The sequence below is a fragment of the uncultured Thalassolituus sp. genome (assembly GCF_950066645.1).
Taxonomy (GTDB): domain Bacteria; phylum Pseudomonadota; class Gammaproteobacteria; order Pseudomonadales; family Oceanobacteraceae; genus Thalassolituus.
Genome location: NZ_CATMFB010000007.1, coordinates 147,024 through 168,919 on the forward strand (window position 1 = coordinate 147,024; position 21,896 = coordinate 168,919).

At 52.8% G+C, this 21,896-nt stretch carries 18 protein-coding genes; 14 read left to right on the plus strand and 4 right to left on the minus strand.

The window, feature by feature from the left end; all coding sequences use genetic code 11:
- Nucleotide 1 precedes the first annotated feature (1 nt).
- The 5 genes from Q1L85_RS08215 (at nucleotide 2) to Q1L85_RS08235 (ending at nucleotide 8,180) form a co-directional block, all read left to right on the plus strand.
- Entirely contained in the window at nucleotides 2–3,643 is a 3,642-nt protein-coding gene (locus Q1L85_RS08215) for an ATP-binding protein (RefSeq protein ID WP_300424876.1), read from the plus strand.
- Nucleotides 3,643–4,074, plus strand: a complete 432-nt coding sequence (locus Q1L85_RS08220) for a group II truncated hemoglobin (RefSeq protein WP_300424874.1) — start codon at nucleotides 3,643–3,645, stop codon at nucleotides 4,072–4,074. The genes Q1L85_RS08215 and Q1L85_RS08220 overlap by 1 nt, the downstream gene beginning before the upstream one ends.
- 142 nt (nucleotides 4,075–4,216) lie before the next feature.
- Nucleotides 4,217–7,093, plus strand: coding sequence for a tectonin domain-containing protein (locus Q1L85_RS08225; protein ID WP_300424872.1), 2,877 nt, complete (start codon nucleotides 4,217–4,219; stop codon nucleotides 7,091–7,093).
- 118 nt (nucleotides 7,094–7,211) lie between these two features.
- Entirely contained in the window at nucleotides 7,212–7,637 is a 426-nt protein-coding gene (locus Q1L85_RS08230) for a DUF5086 family protein (protein WP_300424871.1), read from the plus strand.
- 141 nt (nucleotides 7,638–7,778) lie between these two features.
- Nucleotides 7,779–8,180, plus strand: coding sequence for a hypothetical protein (locus tag Q1L85_RS08235; protein ID WP_300424870.1), 402 nt, complete (start codon nucleotides 7,779–7,781; stop codon nucleotides 8,178–8,180).
- On the opposite strand, the gene Q1L85_RS08240 is transcribed toward Q1L85_RS08235, so the two are convergent.
- On the minus strand, nucleotides 8,174–8,734 hold the full coding sequence (locus tag Q1L85_RS08240; RefSeq protein WP_300424868.1) for a lytic transglycosylase domain-containing protein: 561 nt from the start codon (nucleotides 8,732–8,734) through the stop codon (nucleotides 8,174–8,176). The genes Q1L85_RS08235 and Q1L85_RS08240 overlap by 7 nt on opposite strands.
- A gap of 53 nt (nucleotides 8,735–8,787) precedes the next feature.
- The gene (locus tag Q1L85_RS08245) at nucleotides 8,788–10,530 is read right to left on the minus strand and encodes a proline--tRNA ligase (RefSeq protein ID WP_300424866.1); all 1,743 of its coding nucleotides are present in this window, start codon (nucleotides 10,528–10,530) and stop codon (nucleotides 8,788–8,790) included.
- Between the two features lie 236 nt (nucleotides 10,531–10,766).
- Between Q1L85_RS08245 and Q1L85_RS08250 the strand changes: the two genes are divergently transcribed.
- From Q1L85_RS08250 to Q1L85_RS08280, 7 genes are all read left to right on the plus strand, one after another.
- Nucleotides 10,767–11,396 carry a DUF938 domain-containing protein gene (locus tag Q1L85_RS08250; RefSeq protein WP_300424865.1) on the plus strand — a complete coding sequence of 210 codons (630 nt, stop codon included), beginning with the start codon at nucleotides 10,767–10,769 and terminating at the stop codon, nucleotides 11,394–11,396.
- A complete protein-coding gene (locus tag Q1L85_RS08255; RefSeq protein WP_300424864.1) occupies nucleotides 11,396–11,977 on the plus strand; it encodes a DNA-3-methyladenine glycosylase I in 582 nt (193 codons plus the stop codon). The genes Q1L85_RS08250 and Q1L85_RS08255 overlap by 1 nt, the downstream gene beginning before the upstream one ends.
- A gap of 32 nt (nucleotides 11,978–12,009) precedes the next feature.
- A complete protein-coding gene (locus Q1L85_RS08260) occupies nucleotides 12,010–12,252 on the plus strand; it encodes a hypothetical protein (protein ID WP_300432835.1) in 243 nt (80 codons plus the stop codon).
- Between the two features lie 403 nt (nucleotides 12,253–12,655).
- On the plus strand, nucleotides 12,656–13,594 hold the full coding sequence (locus Q1L85_RS08265) for a patatin-like phospholipase family protein (protein WP_300424863.1): 939 nt from the start codon (nucleotides 12,656–12,658) through the stop codon (nucleotides 13,592–13,594).
- 14 nt (nucleotides 13,595–13,608) lie between these two features.
- Nucleotides 13,609–13,911 carry a hypothetical protein gene (locus Q1L85_RS08270; RefSeq protein WP_300424861.1) on the plus strand — a complete coding sequence of 101 codons (303 nt, stop codon included), beginning with the start codon at nucleotides 13,609–13,611 and terminating at the stop codon, nucleotides 13,909–13,911.
- Nucleotides 13,908–14,294 carry a hypothetical protein gene (locus Q1L85_RS08275; protein ID WP_300424859.1) on the plus strand — a complete coding sequence of 129 codons (387 nt, stop codon included), beginning with the start codon at nucleotides 13,908–13,910 and terminating at the stop codon, nucleotides 14,292–14,294. The genes Q1L85_RS08270 and Q1L85_RS08275 overlap by 4 nt, the downstream gene beginning before the upstream one ends.
- Nucleotides 14,260–14,775 carry a hypothetical protein gene (locus tag Q1L85_RS08280; RefSeq protein WP_300424857.1) on the plus strand — a complete coding sequence of 172 codons (516 nt, stop codon included), beginning with the start codon at nucleotides 14,260–14,262 and terminating at the stop codon, nucleotides 14,773–14,775. The genes Q1L85_RS08275 and Q1L85_RS08280 overlap by 35 nt, the downstream gene beginning before the upstream one ends.
- 165 nt (nucleotides 14,776–14,940) lie before the next feature.
- On the opposite strand, the gene cobA is transcribed toward Q1L85_RS08280, so the two are convergent.
- On the minus strand, nucleotides 14,941–15,714 hold the full coding sequence (gene cobA / locus Q1L85_RS08285) for a uroporphyrinogen-III C-methyltransferase (RefSeq protein WP_300424855.1): 774 nt from the start codon (nucleotides 15,712–15,714) through the stop codon (nucleotides 14,941–14,943).
- 4 nt (nucleotides 15,715–15,718) lie between these two features.
- A complete protein-coding gene (locus Q1L85_RS08290) occupies nucleotides 15,719–18,388 on the minus strand; it encodes a nitrate reductase (protein ID WP_300424853.1) in 2,670 nt (889 codons plus the stop codon).
- A gap of 519 nt (nucleotides 18,389–18,907) precedes the next feature.
- Between Q1L85_RS08290 and nirB the strand changes: the two genes are divergently transcribed.
- Nucleotides 18,908–21,469, plus strand: a complete 2,562-nt coding sequence (nirB, locus tag Q1L85_RS08295; protein WP_300424851.1) for a nitrite reductase large subunit NirB — start codon at nucleotides 18,908–18,910, stop codon at nucleotides 21,467–21,469.
- A 57-nt stretch (nucleotides 21,470–21,526) separates the two neighbouring features.
- Nucleotides 21,527–21,859, plus strand: coding sequence for a nitrite reductase small subunit NirD (gene nirD / locus Q1L85_RS08300; protein WP_300424849.1), 333 nt, complete (start codon nucleotides 21,527–21,529; stop codon nucleotides 21,857–21,859).
- Nucleotides 21,860–21,896: the final 37 nt, after the last annotated feature.

Consider the following 21,896-nt stretch of genomic DNA (forward strand, 5'->3'; position numbering starts at 1 on the left):
GATGTTTCTGAAAAAATTTATTTACGTTAACTGGGGCAACATCCCAGCGACAGAATTTGAGTTTGGTCCGATTAATCTGCTCTCCGGCGGTAACGGCTCGGGCAAGACAACCGCAGCGGATGCGATTCAGACCATTATGACCGCCGCGCACGATACTCTGTTTCATTACAACCCCGGTCAGGATGAAGCGACCCAGCGTGGTCGTGGGAAAAACGTCCGGACGCTGGCGTCTTACGTGCTGGGTTGTGATGACGGCAGCTACGCTCGTCCTAATGGTGCTGTCGGGTATCTTGGTGCAGTATTTCATCCGACTCAGGGCGAAAGCGGTGAGCCGTTTACCGCAATTATAGGTGTCAGCGCGTCCATTGACCGTGCCGGTAGTCAGCCAGTAGCGCGTCAGAACGATCTGCAGTTTTTTATTGTTGCAGGTGAAGAGCTGGTTCAGGATGATTTTCTGATTACGGTGGGTGATGACCAGAAAGAAGTGATCCCGCTGAATAAGCTTTCCCGTAATCTGGCCCGTCGGGTTAATGCCGATAACATCGAAAAGTACGACACCAAAAAACAATATCTTCGCCGCCTTTATGGTGCGTTGCGTGGCCGTCACGATGCTGTGACAGAACGGGAGGCAATGAACGCTGCCCGGACGTTCTCGCGTTTTATGGCATACAAACCGGTGAAAAGTATTAATGGTTTTGTGGCCAACGAAATCCTCGAAGCCAAAGATATGGGCGATGCGATCCGCAGCGTCTCTGATCTGATGAAAACCATTTATGCGATGGAATCTGAAGCCGATACCCTGGCTGAAACCATTTCCATGCTCAGCACAACGCGTGGTGCCGCCGGGCGCTATATTGATCAATGGATCGACTACAACGTTCTGGAATACACAGGGGCGCGTAGCCGCTACCTGAATGATCAGGCTAATTATCTTAATGCTAAGGAAATTCAGCAGCAGGTCCGTGAGGCACTGAGTAAAACTCAGAAAGAACGTGACGTTGCTCAGGATCGTCGGAAACAGGTGCGCGAGCAACTGATTACGATGGAGGCCCGCCGGCAGGGCATTTCTGCCCTGCAGGACAAAGACGCTGCCGAAGAAGCCATTGCCGAAGGCAAAAAGAAACTTCAGCAGCAGGCCATTCCTCTCCTCGAGCAGGATCAGATGCTGCAGGCTTCTCTGCGCGCGACTGAGTTGCTTTATGGCGCGTTACAGAAAACCAATGTCGCGGCTGAAATTCCTTCGTTGGGCAGTAAGCGTATCGCTGAGCAGGCTCGCGAAGTTCTCGCCATTAAAGATCAGGGCGCGGTTGACTTCCGCAAACTGCTTGGCAAAGACTGGGTCGATCTTTCTCCTCTTGAAGCGCACCTCGATGAGGCCCGTCAGCAGCAGTCACTGGTGAATCAGTGGCGTGAGCGTTTTCATGATACAGAACTGGAAAGCTCGGGTATTTCTCTGCGTGACCAGATCGCCCGGGTTGCCGATCGCCGCGAGCAGAAGCTGCAGCAGGCGCAGCATCGTATGACGCAGAAGCAGAACGATATCGCCAGCCTGGAAGCCCGTCAGCTTAACTATCCGGGATATGTCCGTCAGGCGATCGAAGTCATTATGCGCGAGTGCCCACAGGCAGACCCACGGGTGCTTGCAGATTATGTCGAGGTCACCGATCCGGAATGGCAGAGCGCTATCGAAGGTTACATCGGCGGTGCCCGTTTCAGCATTATTGTTGAGCCCGCGTTCGAAGCGGAAGCCGCACATATTCTGCGCCAGATTCCGGGCGGAAGCCGCGCTCGTGTTATTCAGGGCGAAAAGGCCAAAAAAGACAGCGAGCGGATGCGGATTCCGGAAAACTCCATCATTCATCTGATGGATTTCGAACACGCGACCGCGCGTTTTTATCTCGAAGCCAGTTATGGCTCAGTAGAGCAGGTACCAGACCTGCAGGCGTTGCGGATGACCCGGCGTGGTGTTACCCGTCAGGGTCTGGGTTCCGGTGCGTACTCTATCTACCGTTGTGACCTCGAAGATACTGAGCTGGTATTTGGTCTTGGTGCGCGTGAGCGTGCTCTGGCGGCTAAGCGCAGTGAACTGAATGCACTCTCAGACCAGGCGAACGAAGCGAACTACCAGCTACGTCAGGCGCAGCAGCTGCTGGATGCCGTTAATCTCCTGCGTCATGTGACGTTCGCAGATCAGATGCAGGCTATGCTGGATACGCAGTATCAGATGCAACAGGCCGAAAACTCCCTTAACGGGGTAGATGTCACCAGCTTCGGGGACATTGAACACGAATTCACCGCTCTGAAAGAAAAAGCAGATGATCTGGATGCTCAGATCAAAGAGCTGGATGGTGAACTCGGACGCCTGCAACAGCAGCTGAACGATGCCGAAAAAGCCGTTAAGGCTCTGAGTGAGCATCAGGAGCAGACCTCCGATGTGGCCGAAACCAAAGAGGCGGCGTTACGTTCCATCGTCAGCATCTGGCCAGACTTCGATCTTGAAGCCCGTCTGGCACAGGCCGACAAAGAAGCTGAAGAAAGCCCGGTAGATGCCATCGAAAATCTGCGCAAAAGTGTGTCTCAGGAGCTTAACTCCACGGCGTACGAGATTGAGCGCAATATCACCGAGCATAACCAGCGTTGTCAGACCATCGACTCAATCGTCTACACCCCGGATTACCGGGATGAGCATGGCGCGGAATTCTTCACTTCAGTGTGCGGTCTTCAGCGCGAAGTTGAGCGTGTTCACAACCGCCTGAAAAATAATATTCTGGTAGAGAAGCAGGATAAGCTGCATCAGTTGCGTGAAAGCTTTAATAACGTGTTTGTGACAAACCTCTGTCACTCAATATATCAGGCAATTAATGATGGTAAGCGCATCCTTGAAGACCTGAATAAAGAGCTTGCACACCACCAGTTTGGTGCAGACCGCGAAACCTACTGGTTCGACTGGGAGTGGGTGCCTGAATACAAGGAATACTGGCAGTTCTTTGATGAGGTCATTAAAAACCCATCACTGGGCGACGGTGCGACACTCTTTACCGCTGACCTGTCTGCAGCCTCCAAACGCGTGCGTGATCACCTGATGACCATGCTGCTGGAAGACGACGAGCAGAAGGCCATGCGCGAGCTGGAGCGTATTTCAGATTACCGTAATTACCGCTCTTACGAGATTTATAAGCAGCCGGCGAATAAAGATCCGATTGCGCTGAGCCAGTACGGTACGGGCTCGGGTGGTCAGCTTGAAACTCCGGCATATATTATCCGGTCTGCGGCGATTACTTCGGCCTTCCGCTTTAATGAAGGTGATACACACCTGCGAGTTGTACTCGTGGATGAAGCCTTCTCGAAAATGGATGAAACCCGATCGAAAGAGGTTATTAACTACCTCACGGAAAGTCTCGGTCTGCAATTGCTGTTTATTATGCCGACCAGTAAATCTGGTCCGTTTATGGATCTGGTGTCTAACCAGTTTGTCTTCTCGAAAGTGCCGCTGACGGGCGGACAGAGTAAAGGTGAGCTGCAGACCCGTGTTCTGGTCGACCGGCAGCAGTGCAACCAGGAAAAAGTCAAAGAACTGTGGGCTAACCACCGTCGCACGATCCGTCATCAGGCCTCACTTGACTTTATGGAAGAGTTCGCCTGATGGCCGACTCGGGTCAGCCGGAAGCCGTCTGGGGCGTCGGAGACGCCTCCTATCAGGCTGCCGGTCAGTTCGACGGAATCCGCGCGCTGGTCGACGCATTTTACGATGCGATGGAGACTCTCCCTGAGGCAAAAAAGATCCGGGAGATGCACCCGGTGGATCTCAGTGAATCGCGCGATAAACTGACCCGCTTTCTTTGTGGTTGGTTGGGCGGCCCGCGTCTGTACCGCGAAAAATACGGACCGATTGCGATTCCCAGAGCGCACGCACACCTGGATATTCAGGAGGCTGAGCGGGATGCCTGGCTGACCTGCATGGACGAAGCGCTGAAACAGGTGCCCTACGAAGAGGGCTTTAAAAAATATCTGATGACGCAGCTGTTTGTCCCCGCTGAGCGTTGCCGACTGGCCTCGCAGGCCGTGCGTCAGTAAATACTTTACGAATCTTCATACTTTCAGATGGTGGTTCCTGCCATCTGACTTTTTTATATTTTCCGCTCCCTGAATCTATCTCAGCTGCCTCCCTGAATCTGTGTTCTGACACTGTCCGAGGCCGGCGACAAGGAGTGTGAGCATGTCTGTAATTTTACGCGCGATGGTCATTCTGAGCGCATGTCTTTTCTCGTCGGCGATCTGCGCGTCCGGACTCTCCGCCGGTGACTACGGCGCCGCAGGAACTGCAGGCCACACCGAATGCGGTGGCCTGAAATCTGACGGCTCATTGCAGCCACCGTGTTCGGTAAAAGAAGCAATTTTCGAAGGCGATGCGGTGGGCGAATGTCCGGCCGGTAGCTTCTTTGATGTTGGGTTATGGAGCTGCTGGTCGTGCCCGCAAGGGTATGACAGATCGGCCGCCGCAGTAGATTCAGACCGGGCGTGTGCCAAACCCAACCCGTCCAGGCGAGGGCAGTTTGTCCGGGCAACGTTACAGGGCGGAATCTGCCCGGATGGAAGTTTCTTCGATCCGACACGTGGGGGCGAATGCTGGAGCTGTCCTTCAGGCTTTAATCGTTCTGCTGCTCCGGTGGAATGGGCAGATGCGTGTGTAAAGCCAGCGGAAGAAAAATTTAAGCGCATCAGCCGGCACGGACGGGCCACCGGTTTGTTGGGTACTGATTGTCCTTCAGGTCAGTTCTGGGACCCTAAAGACGGACATTGCTATTCATGTCCGGGAGGATACAACCGTACAGGTTACGCAGTGGATCACGCGCGTGCCTGCTCTCAGGTTGTTCAGGCACAACAATCGAAAGCGACACTCACTGGTCAAGCCAAATGTCAGGTCGGTGAGATTTTTGATATCCGCAATGGAGGCGAGTGTTGGACGTGTCCTCAGTCGGCTGATCGTACCGTCTATCCGATCAATGGCGCCAAAGCCTGTGAAATAGGCGGCGGATTCGATTTTGCCCGGGCAACTCAGACGTCTGCACTGACCTGTCCGGTCGGCCAGATGTTCGACTTCGTTAATGCCAGAGACACCCGGGTGCGTAATCAGGTTAAGAAAAAATACAACGGTAGTTTTCCTGCGCAGGTTGGTAAAAGTGGTGGTGGCAGCTGCTGGAGTTGCCCCGTGGGGTACCGCCGTACGGTGCTTGCAGTCTGGGACAGAGCAGCCTGTGAATCGAATGGTATTTCCTGGAAGGCTCCGGAATACCAGCAGCCCGGTCTGTTCGGTCTTGATGGTGCAGAAACGGTCGTACTGGAGTTAATCAGCAATCGTACGACGATTGAGACCATCGCCGCAGATGTGGCTTCCTCGGTAAAAATGACGGAAGAAGAATCCATTGATGCGGCCTGGCAGGAGATTCATGACGCTCCCCATACCAGCGCAATTCTGGCGCTTGCCGTGATGTCCCGGTTGGAAGTCGCAGCGATGCGCCCGCAGGAAGCCAGCGAGGCGGATAAAAAACTGCTGAAAAGTTTTGCCGAGGCCGTTGTTCACTTCCGCACATTCCTGGCAGAGCAGTCTCTGCAGGCTTATCAGGCCTGGGATAAAGCCGACAGAAAGAAAAACGAAGTGTACAGCACTGTGATGGTAGCTGGTGTCACTGTTGCTGCCGCGGCCACCACCTTCGGTACGACGGCGGCTCTGGCGGGTATGGGAGTCGAAGCGGTGCGTAACGAGCTGTGGCCACTGCCGGATTTCACCGATATCACCCTCGAAAGTGTGCTGATGGATCAGGTAAAAGGCGAAGCCGTTGGCTTTGTCTATGGCAAAGTACTGTTGTCGAAGCCTGTTCTTAATAAACTCTTCCCGGAAACTGCTGCGAAAACCATCCGTAAAACCCTCACTAAAGGCGCAGAAAAAGCAGAGCAGGCGGTTGCCCGTTATGCGCTACAGACTCTGTCAAAGAAAGCTGCAGAAAAAGCCGCAGCAAAAGGGGCAACACTGACCTCGAAAATGGTGATGTCTGCAGTCGCCAAAGCAGGTCCGCAGATCATTGTCGATCTGGCAATAGAGACTGTGATTGCCTGGGTAGAAATGCAGATCGAGCGCGCAAATGCGGAGCCAACCCTGAATGCGCTGCTGGCTGAGGCGCGTCGTCCTTTTGATGTTCCCCGTCTTCTGGCTACTGGCGAAGGAAGTCAGGAGGTCGAAGGCCAGTGGAGTACCGTTCTTGGCGCAGAAACGTTGCCGCAGGACAAAAGACAGATTCAGGCTGCGGTGAAAGAGGTGCAGGCGGCGCGTATGGTGGCAACATCAGGGGGAGCTGCCATGCAGAAACAGATCCGCGCATTGCGATTCGCAACGGCAGGTGACGATGTCAGTAACGTAATCGTCACGACACGAGGTGATGCCTTCCGCGTTATTGAGAACCGGGGGCGTGTAACTCTGCAGCGTTTTAAGCCTTCGAAATCTGGTGGGACCTGGGAAAACCTTGGCAATGATTATGTCGATGTTGCCTCGGCACACGATGGTGGTCTCTGGTATCTGAAAAACGACGATAAACTGGTCTACAGTGCGGGGTCGGACGACAGAGTAATCTCTGTTGACGGCACGGCGTCGGCGCTGACGTCTGATGCTCAGGGTGAACTCTGGGTCGTCAGCGAACGACTGGACAGCACTGGAGGCGAAGTCTGGCTGCGTCAGAATCACCGCTGGCAGAAGAAAGTTGGCCTGAAAGCCCGCGCTATTGCGCAGCAGGGCGGGTACTTATGGGCAGTGGATGGTAACGGAAATATCTACCGTTCAGAAGACTCTGACGCCTCACGTCTGATGTCCAGTAAAATGCAGAAAATACCCGGAAAAGCACTGGATATAGACGTTGGTGTTGACGGTGCGGTTGTGGTGCTTGGTACTGACAACCGCCTGTATCTCTGGCATTCGTCGGCGTCTAAATGGACAGAAGGCGCGAAGGTGCCTGAGGGCACGGTGCGCATTGCCGTCAGAGATGCTTCGACGGTCTGGGCGCTGACAGAAAAAGGGCAGCTGTTTTACGCGACTTCCGACTGAAGGCGAGGGCCGGTCCCCGATGCAGGGGTACCGGCCCGCAAAAGCCGTTGCCTTCAGTGCTGACTGTGTTTATTGTCGTGGCTGTCTGCAGGGATGTGTCTGAGGGAGTGGTTCAGGTATGACGTCTTATCGTGCTGCGTTGGCTTTGGGGCTGGCGCTAATCTCAATGTCTGGAAACGCCCAGACCATCAACGATCACGCGCTGTGGAATATCCGCAGTGATGCCGGTGAAACCCGTTGGGTTCAGATCCGCGAGTTCGCGCGCCAGGGCAAGGATCAGATTTACCATATTGATGTCTATCGCCGTGAGAATGGCGATCTGGAAGAGTTTTACGAACGTCTTGTTGATCATATGGCCATTGAGAAAGAAGCGCTTCTGAACAGCATAGGGCAGGCCATTGAAATCGGTGTGCCAGATCGACAGGCCTATGAAAGGGCCCTGACTGAATGGGCGCGACAGGCACCCACCGAGCGCTTTGTATGTCGTAGCCCTATTCAGCGTTGTATGCAGAACGCCGACGCACTGATCGCCAACGACTACTGAATCTTCCTGATATTAAGGCCTGAAAGTCTTCAGGCCGGAATTACCTCCCGTTACTCTTCTGTGGTCGTGTTGTGAGCCAGGTCCTTCCCTTGTAACAGACAGGTGTTTAGTATCCGATATCACGAGAAAGGGAGGTTCTGTATGCCGTTCAAACGCGCTGGTTTTGTCGCATTAATAGTAGTTAATTCATTTTGCTGGTCTGGTGAAAACCTGATTGAAGGCAAGAAAGTCAATGGCGATTTTCCGTGGGATTTAGTGCTGGATCGCGGAAAGATATACGGTTGTCTTTACGAAAATCTGTTTTTCTCCCCCGGGGCTATTCATCTGGAGGAGGGCTTACCTCGCAAATGTCGGATCGATAGTAATCGGGATGGTTATTGGGCAGATCTGGATGAGCGGGAGCTGGAGCTTTATGAGCTGGCGTTAAGTGAAAATTATGAGGCCATGGAAATAGGCGGCACCGCCCTGAGCAGAGAAGAAATCGCGGTCATTTCCTTTATGCGTAAGATTGCTGCCAAGGGAGCGTCAGGGGTAAATCAGTAATTTACAAACCAATGTTTGTCCCAGGCCATCAGGACTTTCTCTGGGTATTTTACTCTCCCAAGGCTGCCGTTATAGCGTGCCAGAGCGCGGGTAAGATTGCCTTTTTCGCGGTCGAGGTAGTGTTTAAGAATGGTACAGCCGTAACGAAGATTAGTACGGGTATCCATCAGGTTGTCTTCTTCGCGTCCAATCTCTTTTTTCCAGAATGGCATCACCTGCATATATCCCTGCGCACCAACATAGCTGAGCGCAAAGCGATCGAAGGCACTTTCAATCTGAATCACAGAAAGTACAAGTTCTGGTTGAAGTCCGGCTCTGGTGGCTTCCTGATGCACCATACGAAGCAGGTCCAGCCGGGTTTCGTCGTGGCGCATACTGCGGTAGCGCTTCAGGCGGCTGGACATATCAACCAACCATACCTGGGCGTCGAACTCGTCTCCAAATGAATCTGCGGCAGAGACCGCATTGAGAAGCGCGGCCCGCAGTTGCGGATCGGGTTCGTTGTCGACGTTTGCGTATGCAGTATGAGCGGGCAGTGCAAGGGCAGCGAGCAACAGTCCCTTCCGCAGTGAAGCGGAAAGTAAACCTGTTACCCGCTGCCGGACGATCACAGGCTGATCTTCTCTTTCAGGAAGGAAATAATATCGCCGGCCGGGATATTCTCTTTATCTTCGGCGCGACGGTTTTTGTACTCAATCGTCCCGTCTTCAAGACCCCGGTCACTGATCACGATGCGGTGCGGAAGCCCCATAAGTTCCATATCAGCAAACTTTACTCCCGGGCTTGTTTTCTTGTCACGGTCGTCCATGTAAACGTCGAATCCAGCAGCCTTGAGCTCGGCGTAAATCTTCTCAGCCGTTTCTTTTACCAGCTCAGATTTGTGCATGTTCATAGGCACAATACCGATATGGAAAGGTGCAATGGCATCTGGCCAGATAATACCGTTGTCGTCATTGTTCTGCTCAATAGCCGACGCGACTACTCGGCTGACGCCGATGCCGTAGCACCCCATTATCATGGTGCGGGCTTTGCCGTTTTCATCAAGAACGTTGGCATTCATCGCTGCGGAATACTTGGTGCCGAGCTGGAAAATATGGCCTACCTCGATACCACGTTTTATGTCGAGAGTTCCCTTGCCACATGGACTTGGGTCGCCTGCCACGACGTTGCGGATATCAACGACGCTGCCAGCTTCAAAATCACGTTCCCAGTTTGCACCAGAGAAGTGAGCATCTTTCTCGTTTGCACCGCAGAAGAAGTCCGCCATGTGAGCGGCGCTGCGGTCTACGTAAATGCGTGCAGAAAGATTGCGTGGGCCAGTAAAGCCAGCCACTGCACCGATTTTCTGGACTTCGTCTTCGCTCGCGAACTGCAGCGGGCTCAGCACACCTGGCAGTTTCTCGGCTTTGATTTCATTGAGCTGATGATCACCCCGCAGGAAGAGCACAACCGGTTCACCCGCGGCGCCTTCTTCTGCGTCCGGGTCTTCCGACGCGCCGCGGACGACGATGGCCTTCAGCACGCGGGATGTCTCGGTTCCCAGCAGAGCTGCAACGTCTTCAACACTGCTGACATCCGGTGTGGATACTTTCTGCAGCTCCGCGGAAGGTGCTGCACGTTCACCAGCGGGGGCGAGTGCCTCTGCGAGTTCGACGTTGGCGGCATAATCGCTCTCGGTTGAAAACGCGATGTCATCTTCGCCGGAGTCTGCCAGTACGTGGAACTCATGAGAAGACGCGCCACCGATGGAGCCTGTGTCTGCCAGTACCGGACGGAAATCAAGCCCCAGACGGTTGAAGATCGCGCAGTACGCAGCATGCATGCGGTCATACGTGTCCTGCAGACTTTCTTCGCTGGCATGGAATGAGTAGGCATCTTTCATCACAAATTCACGTGCCCGCATGACACCAAAACGAGGACGGGTCTCGTCACGGAACTTGGTCTGAATCTGATACAGATTCATCGGCAATTGCTTATAGCTGCTGATGTTATTGCGGGCCAGATCGGTGATCACTTCTTCTGCGGTCGGGCCGTAGCAGAAGTCACGGTTGTGGCGGTCTTTCAGGCGCAGGAGTTCACCACCGTACTGGTACCAGCGGCCGGTTTCTTCCCATAGCTCTGCGGGCTGGACGGTCGGCATCAGCACTTCCTGTGCACCCGCACGGTCCATCTCTTCACGGACAATCTTTTCGACCTTGCGCAGCGTCCGCAGACCCAGAGGCATCCAGGTATACAGGCCTGCAGCGAGTTTGCGGATCATGCCGGAGCGGAGCATCAGCTTGTGACTGATGACCACCGCGTCAGCAGGGGTTTCTTTTTCTGTAGCGATCAGGAATTCAGTAGCGCGCATAGTGACTTATTGGCCGTTAGCAATTTCAAAGTGCCATATTCTAAAGCCTGACCCTCCAGCCAGCAATTTCCATGCTTAAAGATGGCAGAAAATGCACTGGTCAAATTGTGAACAGGTTCAATAATAACTCAGTATTTTGGCGTATTCGGCACGGGTTCGATTGCCAAGATGACAGGGTGTGAGATACTGGACACCTCTCTGAATAACAAGAACGAGCTTCCCTGAGAGGGCAACACGTGGTTAATAACGATCTTGTCTCTTCCGAACATCTGCCGGTCGCAGAAGCGTGCCTGCGGAATCAACGTCCGATCCTTGACGTGCTGGGGAAGTACCTGCCTGCCTCGAGTTACGTGCTGGAAGTCGGTAGCGGCACGGGTCAACATGCTGCCTATATGACAGAACACCTGCCTGGGGTGCGTTGGCAGCCGACTGAAGTGCGGGAGCGCCTCAATGATATCCGTCTGTGGCAGACACATTGTCAACGTGATGGCTTTCTGGCCCCGCTTGAACTGGATGTGCGTCAGGATATCTGGCCCACTCGCGAAGCCGACGCTGTGTTCAGCGCTAATGTCGTTCATTTTGTCAGCTGGGCAGAAGTGGAAAGCCTGTTCCGGGGAGCACAGCGGGCCTTACGCACCGGTGGACTGCTGATCCTGTACGGCCCCTACAACTATGATGGCCAGTTTACCAGCGAGGGAAATATCGCGCTGGATCAGTGGTTGCGTGAACGTAACCCGGACAGTGGAATAAAAGACTTCGAGCAGATTGTGTTACTCGGACGTAGCCATGACCTGTTTCTGCGTGCTGACGAAGAAATGCCTGCCAATAATCGAACACTTATTTTTCAGAAGGCTGAGATCTCCTGATGGAACTGACTCCCTGCTCCTGGGCAAAGGGCGACCTCTACCTCGAATATCATGATACTGAATGGGGCGTTCCCTGTTATCAGCCTGACAGGCTTTTTGAAAAACTCTGCCTTGAGGGGCAGCAGGCCGGTCTCAGCTGGATTACTGTTCTGAAAAAGCGCCCCTGTTACCGTCAGCGATTCCACAACTTTGACCCGCAGCGGGTGGCTGCCATGACCGACAGTGACATTGATGACTGCCTGTCAGACGCCGGGTTGATCCGTCATCGTGGCAAGCTGGAGGCGATTCGCAAGAATGCCAGAGCCTGGGTTGCAGCAGAGCAGAAGGGCCACAACTGGGTGGAATGGTTGTGGAGCTATGTTGGAGGGAAGCCCGTCATTAACCGCCTGGCAACACTCAGTGATGCTCCGGCGCAGACCGATGCCTCGGCGGCCATGAGTAAAGCACTTAAGAAAATGGGCTTCGGGTTCGTGGGGCCCACCACTTGTTATGCTTTTATGCAAAGCATGGGCATGGTGAATGACCATCTGACTTCCTGTCCGTGCCATCCAGATAATATAACTGGTGTGCTTCCGGAATGAATCGCAGGCGCACTCCCCAGGAAAAGAAAGCGTTGAGCTACCAGAAGGACCGTCGAAACGCCGTGGCAGAATCCCGCAGTATTGCGCACAGGGCGATTTCCCGTAGAAAGAAGTGGGTGAACGGCTCTTATCGAAAGCTTATTCGACAGCGACTTGAAGCTGTTGACCTGGATGATATTGAAGAAACAGAAATAGCCGTTTCAAATGCAAAACGTCACAACTGGAAAAAGATCCCCGATGTTAGTCTCCGAGAATTCATAGACAATAAGTCTTAATCTTCTCGGCTCCTTGTGCCCATTTCGCAAATAATCTTTGGCGACACTGTTCGCCGCAGCCCCAGAGCTGGCCTTAGTTAGCCCTTGCCTCATTATCTTCGCCGGTGTTAGCGTCAGAGCGTCTGTAGTTTGTCGCGCATGGATACTGTCCGTAAGCGACAGTTTCTGGCGCTGAAAATACGCCATGCAGAAAGCCAGTTTTCTGCATACAGATCAAAGACTTAACGAGAATACGGCGTTGCTTCGCCGATATTGAAGTCTGTCCCGATGCTGTATTCGAGCGCAGTTCCCGTTTTTCGGCCCAGAATATTGGTTCCTCGCCATTGTGGAAGTTAACCATCACTTTTTGTGTTTTGGCGCATTAAGTCTGTTGGTGGTTTCTCGCTGACCAAGGAGCTGTCCCATGAAGAATATTTTATCCATTGATGGCGGTGGTATACGCGGCATCATTCCTGCCATTGTGTTGGCGGAAATAGAACGTGTTACTGGCAAGCCCATCTGTCAACTGTTTGATCTGATCACCGGTACGTCGACTGGCGGCATTCTTGCCCTGGGCCTGGTGAAAGATAGCGGAAGTGGGGAGCCTCAGTTCTCTGCGAAAGAGCTGATTGATATTTATCGACAGCGAGGCCGGGACATATTTTCCCGATCGTTCTGGAAAGGAATGTCTTCGGTGGCCGGGCTCATGGATGAGAAATACCCGACTGATGGGATTGAGAAGGTCCTCGAAGAATATCTGGGACACGAACCCCTGGGGGCCGCATTAAATAATGTAATGATCACAAGTTACGATCTCGGAAATCGTAAACCACTGTTTTTTAAGAGTTGGAAAACGAGTTTCTATCAGACTGAAATGCGTCATGTCGCGCGCGCAACGTCTGCGGCTCCTACGTATTTCGAACCTGCGCTTATTCCTACGTGTGGCTCTCTGGCAGCGCTGATAGATGGCGGTGTGTTTATTAATAACCCCGCTGTATCTGCCTATGCCGAGGCGTTGAAGCTGTTTCCAGGCGAAGACATCCGTGTCTTATCCATAGGCACGGGCGAACTTATCCGACCGATTGATCATGGGGAGGCGTGTGACTGGGGAAAAGCTGGTTGGATGCTGCCTGTGCTGGATTGCGTTTTCGATGGCGTCAGTAACGCTGCAGATTATCAGATGGAGCAGTTCCTGGGTGAGAACTACATCCGTCTTCAGGTTGCTCTGGAAGATGCAGCCGACGATATGGATAACGCCTCTAAAGGTAACATCCGGCTGTTGGAAGCAGAGGCAGAACGTCTGCTCGAAGTGAACAGACATGTCATTGAGTCTTTGTTTTCAACGGACGGTGTAATCGCCTGATAAGGAGAAATGGAATGAGCCTGCAAGTACAGATTTTCGAAATACTTTTTAAAGTAGTGAACAACATTCTCGATAAGAACTGGGATGGCATTCTTGATGCCTGCGCCCGCGAAGCAATCGCCGAGGGCTACAGCCCGGACACGATCACGAATACTCAGTTGTCTGAAGTGATGGCCGGAAAGATCAAAGAGACCAATTTTCTGCGGAAGAAAGAAGATAACTTTTATCTGTTCTGTCTCGACAACATGAATGTTGACTGGGCTGATCGCATTAAGAAGCGGATGGCAGAAACAGGTAACGCAGTGGAGGCGGTATGAAAAAACGCTACATATACTCAGTTCTGGCCCTCGCCATTGGCTTTTCAGGCTCAACGGGCGCGGCATTTCTTAACGGATATTTTCCATGTGAAATATACGGCATGTGTGATTCCGGCGTGGTTGCAGAGAACGAGCGACTGATGGAGGAGGCCCGCCAGTTACGGGAACAGATTGATCAGATCAGCCAGGAGAACCTTAATATTGTTGAGGGACTCAAGGAAAATCTTGAGAGTCAGAAGGCGTTGAATGAGGCACTGACGACAGGGATATCAAACATTGCTGACATCAGCGCAAGAGGAGTATCTAATGAACAGAAAATCCTGGAAATCGGTCAGACTCTCAGGAGTATTGGTCTTCGTCTTACTGCTGGGACTGATCAGTAGTTCCTCCCTGAGAGCCGATGAATCCGAGCAGGATTTTCAGGCTCTGGGCGCGCGCTTGATTGACTATGGTGAAAGCCTGGAGTTCATCGCCACCGATTTTGAATCCAATCGTTTGCGCATGAGAGATGAGCTGAGCCGGCTTCAGAGTCTGGTCGACAGAAAGGAAATTGATATCGAGAGAGCATTGAGCGATGCTGAAGCACTGGAAGAGAAGATACTTCTCAGCCGCGAGCTTCAGGGAGAACTGAATGCTAAGTACGAGCAGATTAATCTCAACTTTAAGAAATTTGTCTTTCAGACCCGCGCTCAGAAGTTGATTCCTTTCCTGTACGCCGGAGTGGCAGTTGCTATTGCAGATGGCAATCTTGGCGACAAGGCTTTATTTGGGTTGGCTGGTTACGGAACCGGTGCGCTGATTGAGAATACGGGGTATGGTCTTTCAGGTGGGATTACCTGGCTGAGATTTGGTACGTCGTTCTGAAAAAAAAAGCCCCACACCCAAAAGGGTGTGGGGCAGTCCAAACAATCGCATAGAAAATATCTGAATGTTCCCAGAATTTTCGGCCTTATGCAGAAACGGACCAACAGCTTACTTGGGATAACCCGGTTATTACCCGTAGTCCAGACGGATAACTTCCGGGGAGTGTCACGCTACAGCTTCGCTGTGAGCCTGAACCTGGTTTCGTGAAGCGAACTTCGCCACTTCACCGACTATCATCAGCGCTGGGCCCGAACCCGTATGTCGCTGTGCCATGTTTGGCAGATCCATCAGAACTCCGGTCAGCACTTCCTGATCCGGGAGTGTGCCATTAATGATCAGAGCCACCGGCGTTGATTCATGCAGGCCATCTCCGAGAAGGCGCGCGGTAATCATTCCAGCCTGTTTGACGCCCATATAGAAAACACGGGTCGGGTTCTGACTGGGTTCATATTCACCGAACTGGCTATGACCGCTATCAAGCATCAGTGCATTACCATAGTGACGGTGTGTCAGGGGAATTCTGGCCGCTGCCGCGCAGCCGCCGGCCGCGGTAATGCCTGGAATAATCTCGACGTCAATTCCGAATTTCTGCAGATATTCGAGTTCTTCGCCACCGCGTCCGAAAATAAACGGATCGCCACCTTTCAGGCGGACTACGCGCTGATATCTGGAGGCACTGGTGACCAGCAGCTTCTGAATATCCACCTGGGTCATCTTGTGAGCACCACAACGCTTGCCAACGTGAATACGGGTGCATTTACGCGGCAGCATTGCCAGTATTTCTTCTGAAATCAGGCTGTCGTACAGCACGATGTCAGCTTCATTCAGTACCCGCATTGCTTTCAGGGTGAGCAGTTCCGGGTCGCCGGGGCCACCGCCAACCAGCCAGACTTTGCCGTAGTTACGCTCTTTCTTTAAAGACAATGTACGCTCGGACATCTTGTTACCCTGCCTTAGCTGCATCTGTAAATTCGACGCTGCTTTTCTGAATGATGGTTTTAAGTTCCGGAATACAGGAACCACAGTTAGTGCCGCACAAGAGCGCCTTACCCAGGGCTTCGGCCGTATCTGCCCCCTGAGCAATGGCTTCTTTAATGGCGTTTTCGCCAACCTGGAAGCAGGAGCAGATGATGGCGCCTTTATCGACCTGTGCTCCCGGAGCGCGGCCTGCAAGCAGCGCACGACGATCATTTCTGTCGAGCTCTTCGTCACCGAAGCGATCGATCAGCCACTGGCGTGTGCCAAAGTCGTAATCGCGATGTATAAAGACCACCAGGTCCAGGCGGCCATCGACAACGCGTGCCAGGCGATAGTGATGGTTGGCTTCGTCGCTGAAGCGTAACCAGCTGCCTTCTCCTTCCGATTGTTCGATCTTCTGCAGGAATGCTTCAGGGCTATCGCGGTGCGCAACTTCGTACATATGCCCTGTATCGGTCAGGTTGTAGGCCCAGTAGTCGGCGTCTAATGGCCCAAGGTCGGTGCGGCTCAGGACGAAGCCTTGCCATTCGATGTCGAAGGGGCGTGCTTCCACTCTGGAAATCTTCAGCGCAGGCTGCCCAGAGACCGGGTCATTATCCTGATTAATCAGCACGCCCATGCGCGCACTGCTGGCATAGCGGCTGGTCCAGTGCATAGGAACAAACACTTCGCCGGGGCGCTGGCGTTTATCATCAGATACTTTTGCCCGCACAATGATCTGTCCGCGGTCGTTATGCAGTTCCACGAGAGCGCCATCTCTGATGCCACGCTGAGAAGCATCTCTGATATGGAAGTCGGCATAGGGCTCGGCGATGTGGCGTGCCAGGCGGGAAGATTTAGCGGTACGCGTCATCGTATGCCAGTGATCGCGAACCCGACCGGTATTCATGATCAGGGTGGCGTCGTCCTGCTCAGGTAACTGGGCATTGATCGGGACAAAGCGGGCTTTGCCCGACGGTGTATAAAAGCGGCCATCATCGAAGAAGCGAGCCCGCCCTTCAGGGTAAGTGTCATTAACCGGCCATTGGACTGGCGCCAGGGCGTCGTATTGTTCGCGGGTCATACCGGTGAGACCCGAGAGATCGAAGTCGCGGCGACCGTTGTTCTCGAACGCTGACAGTCGGGCGTGTTCGTCGAAAATTTCGCTGGGATGTTCGTAAGGGAAAGCGTCTTCAAACCCCATATGACGCGCCACCTGGGTGATGATCCACCAGTCTGGGCGGGCGTCTCCCGGAGGCGGCAGGAAACCGCGCTGGCGCGAAATGCGTCGCTCTGAGTTAGTGACAGTGCCGTTTTTCTCGCCCCAGCTTGCGGCGGGGAGCAGCACGTGAGCGGCGGCAGTCGTGTCTGTATTGGCCATGCAGTCTGAGACGACAACCAGCTCACACTGCTTCAGGGCTTCCTTAACAGCATCGGCATCCGGCATGCTGACCAATGGATTGGTGGACATGATCCAGAGGAATTTGATTTTCCCGTCTTTAACCGCATTAAACAGGTCGACCGCTTTATAGCCTGGCTTCTCAGCCACCGAAGGTGCGTTCCAGAAGCGCTTTATGCGCTCTCTGTCTTCCGCCGCGAAATCCATATGAGCTGCGAGCTGATTGGCCAGACCTCCTACTTCCCGTCCGCCCATTGCGTTAGGTTGTCCGGTGATAGAGAAAGGGCAGGCGCCGGGCTTACCGATGCGTCCAGTTGCCAGGTGGAGGTTGATAATCGCATTGGCCTTGTCCGTTCCGTCAACACTCTGGTTCACGCCCTGAGAGTAGAAAGTGACGGTTTTCTCTGTGTCGCGGAACCAGCTGAAAAAGGTTTCGAGCTCGCTGGCGTCAACGCCTGTCTTCTGTTCGAGGTCGGCAAAGTCATCTGCTGCTGCGCGGGCAGCATCAAGAGCATCCGTAATGCCCTCACAGTGTTCCGCGATAAAGTCGTTGTCCAGGCAGTTCTGATCATGCATGTAAGTGAGCAGAGCGTTGAACAATGTGGTGTCCGATCCCGGACGGACAGGCAGATGCAGATCTGCAATATCACAGGTCGCGGTAAAGCGTGGATCAATGACCACAACTTTCATATCAGGGTTAGCTTTCTTTGCTGCCGTAATACGCTGGAACAGAATAGGGTGCGCCCAGGCGGCGTTACTGCCGACCATCACCATGAGGTCGGCTTCTTCCAGATCCTGGTAACTACCGGGCACGGTATCGGAGCCGAGCGCCCGTTTATACGCTGCCACAGCAGACGCCATGCACAGTCGCGAGTTTGTATCCATATTGGCGCTGCCAACAAAGCCCTTCATCAGCTTATTGGCAACGTAGTAATCTTCGGTCAGCAGTTGACCCGAACCATAGAAAGCAACGGCGTCAGGGCCGTGCGTAGAAATGACCTGTCGCATTTTATCTGCGACCAGCCCAATCGCTTTGTCCCACGTGGTTTCTTTACCATTCAGCGTAGGGTGCAACAGACGGTCAGTGTGATCTGTTGTTTCATGCAGGGCAGAGCCTTTAACACACAGGCGGCCGAAATTCGCAGGATGTGCTTGCAGTCCTGCAACGGGAGCGACGTCCAGGTCCTGTGATTTCACCTCGACGCCACAGCCTACGCCACAGTATGGGCAAGTGGTATGGGTGGTCACTGGAGTCATAAGAAACCTCTTTTCAGCCAAAAAAAAACGCCCGCAGTAAAACTGCGAGCGCCAATGCTCATAAACACAACACAAAAACGACGGCACCAGCATTGGTGCCTGAGAGCGATGAGTGGGCTCCTGCCCATGCACAACGTCTGAGGATTGATATTCAATATCAGTGCCAACTTTCTGGAATGGCCCTCAATCCCCTGCGATTCATAGGTTGCGGAGTGTAAGGGATGATCGCACCTAAGAAAATACTATGGGCAAAAATAAAAAAATTGGGCTAACGGTGTGCGATTTTGCGTCACGATGCCTTTTTATGGTGCAAAAAGCCCCGTCATTGAACGTGGTTATTTACTGTTAACAACGAAACAGGCGAGAAAAGCCGCGTAAATACTGGGGTCTGAATAGTTGGCACTTCTATTGCTAAGGTAATTTCGATATTTCTCACTACAACGGCGTAGTGATGAGGTAGGGCAACGGCGCATCTACTAGGAGAACTGGTTAATGATTAATTAATAGAGAGAGTTCATCATGAGCAAAAAGCGCATCATCGTTGTCGGCAACGGAATGGTTGGCCACAACTTCATCAACACGCTCGCTACTTCCGATTACGCTTCCCAGCTGGAGCTGATCACCTTTTCCGAAGAACCACGTCTTGCATACGACCGTGTGCAGCTGAGTAAGTATTTTTCAGGCGCAACCGCTGAAGATCTCGCACTGACGACTACTGCCGAATACGACGACCTCGGTGTCAACTACATCATGAGCGATAAAGTTGTCGGTATTGATGCAGATAATAAAACCATTACCACAGCAAATGGCCGCGTAGAGGGCTATGACAAGCTGGTTCTGGCTACCGGTTCTTACCCATTTGTTCCACCGATTCCGGGTAAGGATCAGGACCACTGTCTGGTCTACCGTACTATTGAAGATCTCGAAGCGATTAATGCCTCTGCCGCCGTGTCTAAAACAGGTGTTGTTGTCGGTGGTGGTCTGCTGGGTCTGGAAGCTGCCAACGCTCTGAAAGCGGCCGGTCTGGATACTCATGTTGTTGAGTTTGCCCCTCGCCTGATGGCTGTGCAGCTGGATGAAGGCGGCGGTAAGCTGCTGCGCCACAAAATCGAATCACTGGGTGTTTCTGTTCATACTGAAAAGAACACTAAAGAAATTGTTGCTGGTGAAGAATGTCGTTACCGCATGAATTTCGCTGATGGCTCCTACCTGGAAACAGACATGATTCTGTTCTCTGCAGGTATCCGCCCGCAGGATGAACTGGCCCGTCAGTTTGGCCTTGATCTGGGTGAGCGGGGCGGCATTGTCATTAATGATTTCTGTCAGACCTCTGATGAAAACATCTATGCCATCGGTGAATGTGCTCTATGGGATAACAAAATTTTTGGTCTGGTAGCACCGGGCTATCAGATGGCAAAAGTGACCGCTGATCACATCGTCAATACTCTGCTGACTCTCGAAGAGCCAAAGATGGCCTTCCAGGGAGCGGACATGAGCACCAAGCTGAAGCTGTTGGGTGTTGATGTTGCTTCGATTGGTGATGCGCACGGGCACACCGCTGGGGCGCAGTCTTTCGTCTTCAGTGATGATCTCGAAGAAGTTTATAAGCGCCTGATTGTTTCTGCAGATGGCAAGAAACTCATCGGTGCTGTTCTTGTTGGTGACACCGAAAGTTACGGTACGCTGCTCCAGCTGATGCTGAATGACATGGATATTCCGGGCAATCCGGCCGCTCTTATTCTGCCGGCTATGGGGGACGCTGAACCAGTGGGTTTGGGCGTAAGTGCTCTGCCTGAAACTGCTCAGATCTGTTCGTGCTTCGATGTCACCAAAGGTGATATTTCAGGTGCGGTGCAGGGCGGTTGCTGCACTATGGGTGATATTAAAGATGCGACTAAAGCCTCGACTGGCTGCGGTGGTTGTGCCGCACTGGTAAAACAGGTGATGGAAGCAGAGCTTGAGGCCATGGGGGTTGAAGTTGACCACAGCCTCTGTGAGCACTTTGCCTACACCCGTACCGAACTTGCCGACATCGTTCGCGTTAAGGGTTACACCACGTTCGAAGAGATCATGGAATCTCATGGTAAGGGCCACGGCTGTGAGATCTGTAAGCCAACCATCGGTTCTATTCTGGCGTCCTACCAGAACGAATACGTTCTGAAAGATCATCTGATGCCACTGCAGGATACCAACGATATCTTCCTGGGTAACATGCAGAAAGACGGTACTTACTCTATCGTTCCGCGCGTACCGGGTGGTGAGATTACTCCTGATAAACTGATCGCGATCGGCGAAGTTGCTAAAGAATATGACCTGTACACCAAAATTACCGGTGGCCAGCGTATCGACCTGTTTGGTGCGCAGCTGCACGAGCTGCCGGCTATCTGGAAGAAGCTGATTGATGCTGGTCTGGAAACCGGTCAGGCCTACGGTAAGTCAGTCCGTACCGTAAAATCCTGTGTGGGTAGCACCTGGTGCCGTTATGGCGTTCTCGACTCTGTCTCAATGGCAGTGGCCATCGAAGAGCGTTACAAGGGCATGCGTTCACCACACAAACTGAAATTTGCAGTGTCAGGCTGTACCCGCGAATGTGCGGAAGCGCAGTCAAAAGACATCGGTGTTATTGCGACAGAAACCGGCTGGAACCTGTATGTGTGTGGTAACGGTGGTATGCGTCCACGTCATGCCGATCTGTTTGCCACCGATCTTGATGACGAGACACTGATCAAGTATATCGACCGCGTACTGATGTTCTACGTACGTACCGCCGATCGTCTGCAGCGTACTTCGGTATGGCTTGAGAACCTTGAAGGTGGTCTTGATTACCTGAAAGACGTCGTGATTAACGACAAACTGGGTATCTGTAGTGAGCTTGAAGATGAAATGACGAAGATTGTTTCTACCTTCCAGTGTGAATGGAAAACCACTATTGAAAACCCAGAGAAACTGAAGCGCTTCAAGCACTTCGTTAACGCAGACCAGGAAGATAACAACCTCCTGTATGTCCGCGAGCGTGGGCAGCGTCGCCCTGCAACAGAGGATGAGCGTATTGCGCTTACCGACGTGACTGTGGCCGAGTAACCCGGCCCGCATCAGACGCTAATTTAACGCTTAAAGATTATTACTGGAGATATTGTTATGACTAACTGGACTTCTGTTTGCCCTCTTACTGATCTCACTCCGGATACTGGTGTCTGTGCACTGGTGGGTGGAAAACAGGTTGCTGTATTCCGCTATGGTGCGGGTGAGACAGTGTATGCCATCAGTAACTACGACCCTTTCGGTAAAGCGAATGTGTTATCCCGGGGGATCGTAGGCTCTATCGGTGAGCGCCCTGTGGTGGCTTCCCCGCTGTATAAACAGCACTTTGATCTGAGCAGTGGCGAATGCCTTGAAGATGCGGACAAAGCAATCGAAAGTTTTGCGGTCCGTATTGAAAATGGTGTCGTCGAAGTCGCAGCTTCTGCCTGAGGGCAGGGCTGCCGCCCGGATTCTGATAAAACATAAG

What these genes read in the sequence shown, in the direction of transcription:
- nirB (WP_300424851.1), top strand. Translation starts at nt 18,908, where the DNA reads ATGAGCAAAAAGCGCATCATCGTTGTCGGCAACGGAATGGTTGGCCAC.
- Q1L85_RS08215 (WP_300424876.1), top strand. Translation starts at nt 2, where the DNA reads ATGTTTCTGAAAAAATTTATTTACGTTAACTGGGGCAACATCCCAGCG.
- cobA (WP_300424855.1), bottom strand. Translation starts at nt 15,714, where the DNA reads ATGTCCGAGCGTACATTGTCTTTAAAGAAAGAGCGTAACTACGGCAAA.
- Q1L85_RS08235 (WP_300424870.1), top strand. Translation starts at nt 7,779, where the DNA reads ATGCCGTTCAAACGCGCTGGTTTTGTCGCATTAATAGTAGTTAATTCA.
- Q1L85_RS08225 (WP_300424872.1), top strand. Translation starts at nt 4,217, where the DNA reads ATGTCTGTAATTTTACGCGCGATGGTCATTCTGAGCGCATGTCTTTTC.
- Q1L85_RS08275 (WP_300424859.1), top strand. Translation starts at nt 13,908, where the DNA reads ATGAAAAAACGCTACATATACTCAGTTCTGGCCCTCGCCATTGGCTTT.
- Q1L85_RS08290 (WP_300424853.1), bottom strand. Translation starts at nt 18,388, where the DNA reads ATGACTCCAGTGACCACCCATACCACTTGCCCATACTGTGGCGTAGGC.
- Q1L85_RS08220 (WP_300424874.1), top strand. Translation starts at nt 3,643, where the DNA reads ATGGCCGACTCGGGTCAGCCGGAAGCCGTCTGGGGCGTCGGAGACGCC.
- Q1L85_RS08245 (WP_300424866.1), bottom strand. Translation starts at nt 10,530, where the DNA reads ATGCGCGCTACTGAATTCCTGATCGCTACAGAAAAAGAAACCCCTGCT.
- Q1L85_RS08270 (WP_300424861.1), top strand. Translation starts at nt 13,609, where the DNA reads ATGAGCCTGCAAGTACAGATTTTCGAAATACTTTTTAAAGTAGTGAAC.
- Q1L85_RS08255 (WP_300424864.1), top strand. Translation starts at nt 11,396, where the DNA reads ATGGAACTGACTCCCTGCTCCTGGGCAAAGGGCGACCTCTACCTCGAA.
- Q1L85_RS08230 (WP_300424871.1), top strand. Translation starts at nt 7,212, where the DNA reads ATGACGTCTTATCGTGCTGCGTTGGCTTTGGGGCTGGCGCTAATCTCA.
- nirD (WP_300424849.1), top strand. Translation starts at nt 21,527, where the DNA reads ATGACTAACTGGACTTCTGTTTGCCCTCTTACTGATCTCACTCCGGAT.
- Q1L85_RS08265 (WP_300424863.1), top strand. Translation starts at nt 12,656, where the DNA reads ATGAAGAATATTTTATCCATTGATGGCGGTGGTATACGCGGCATCATT.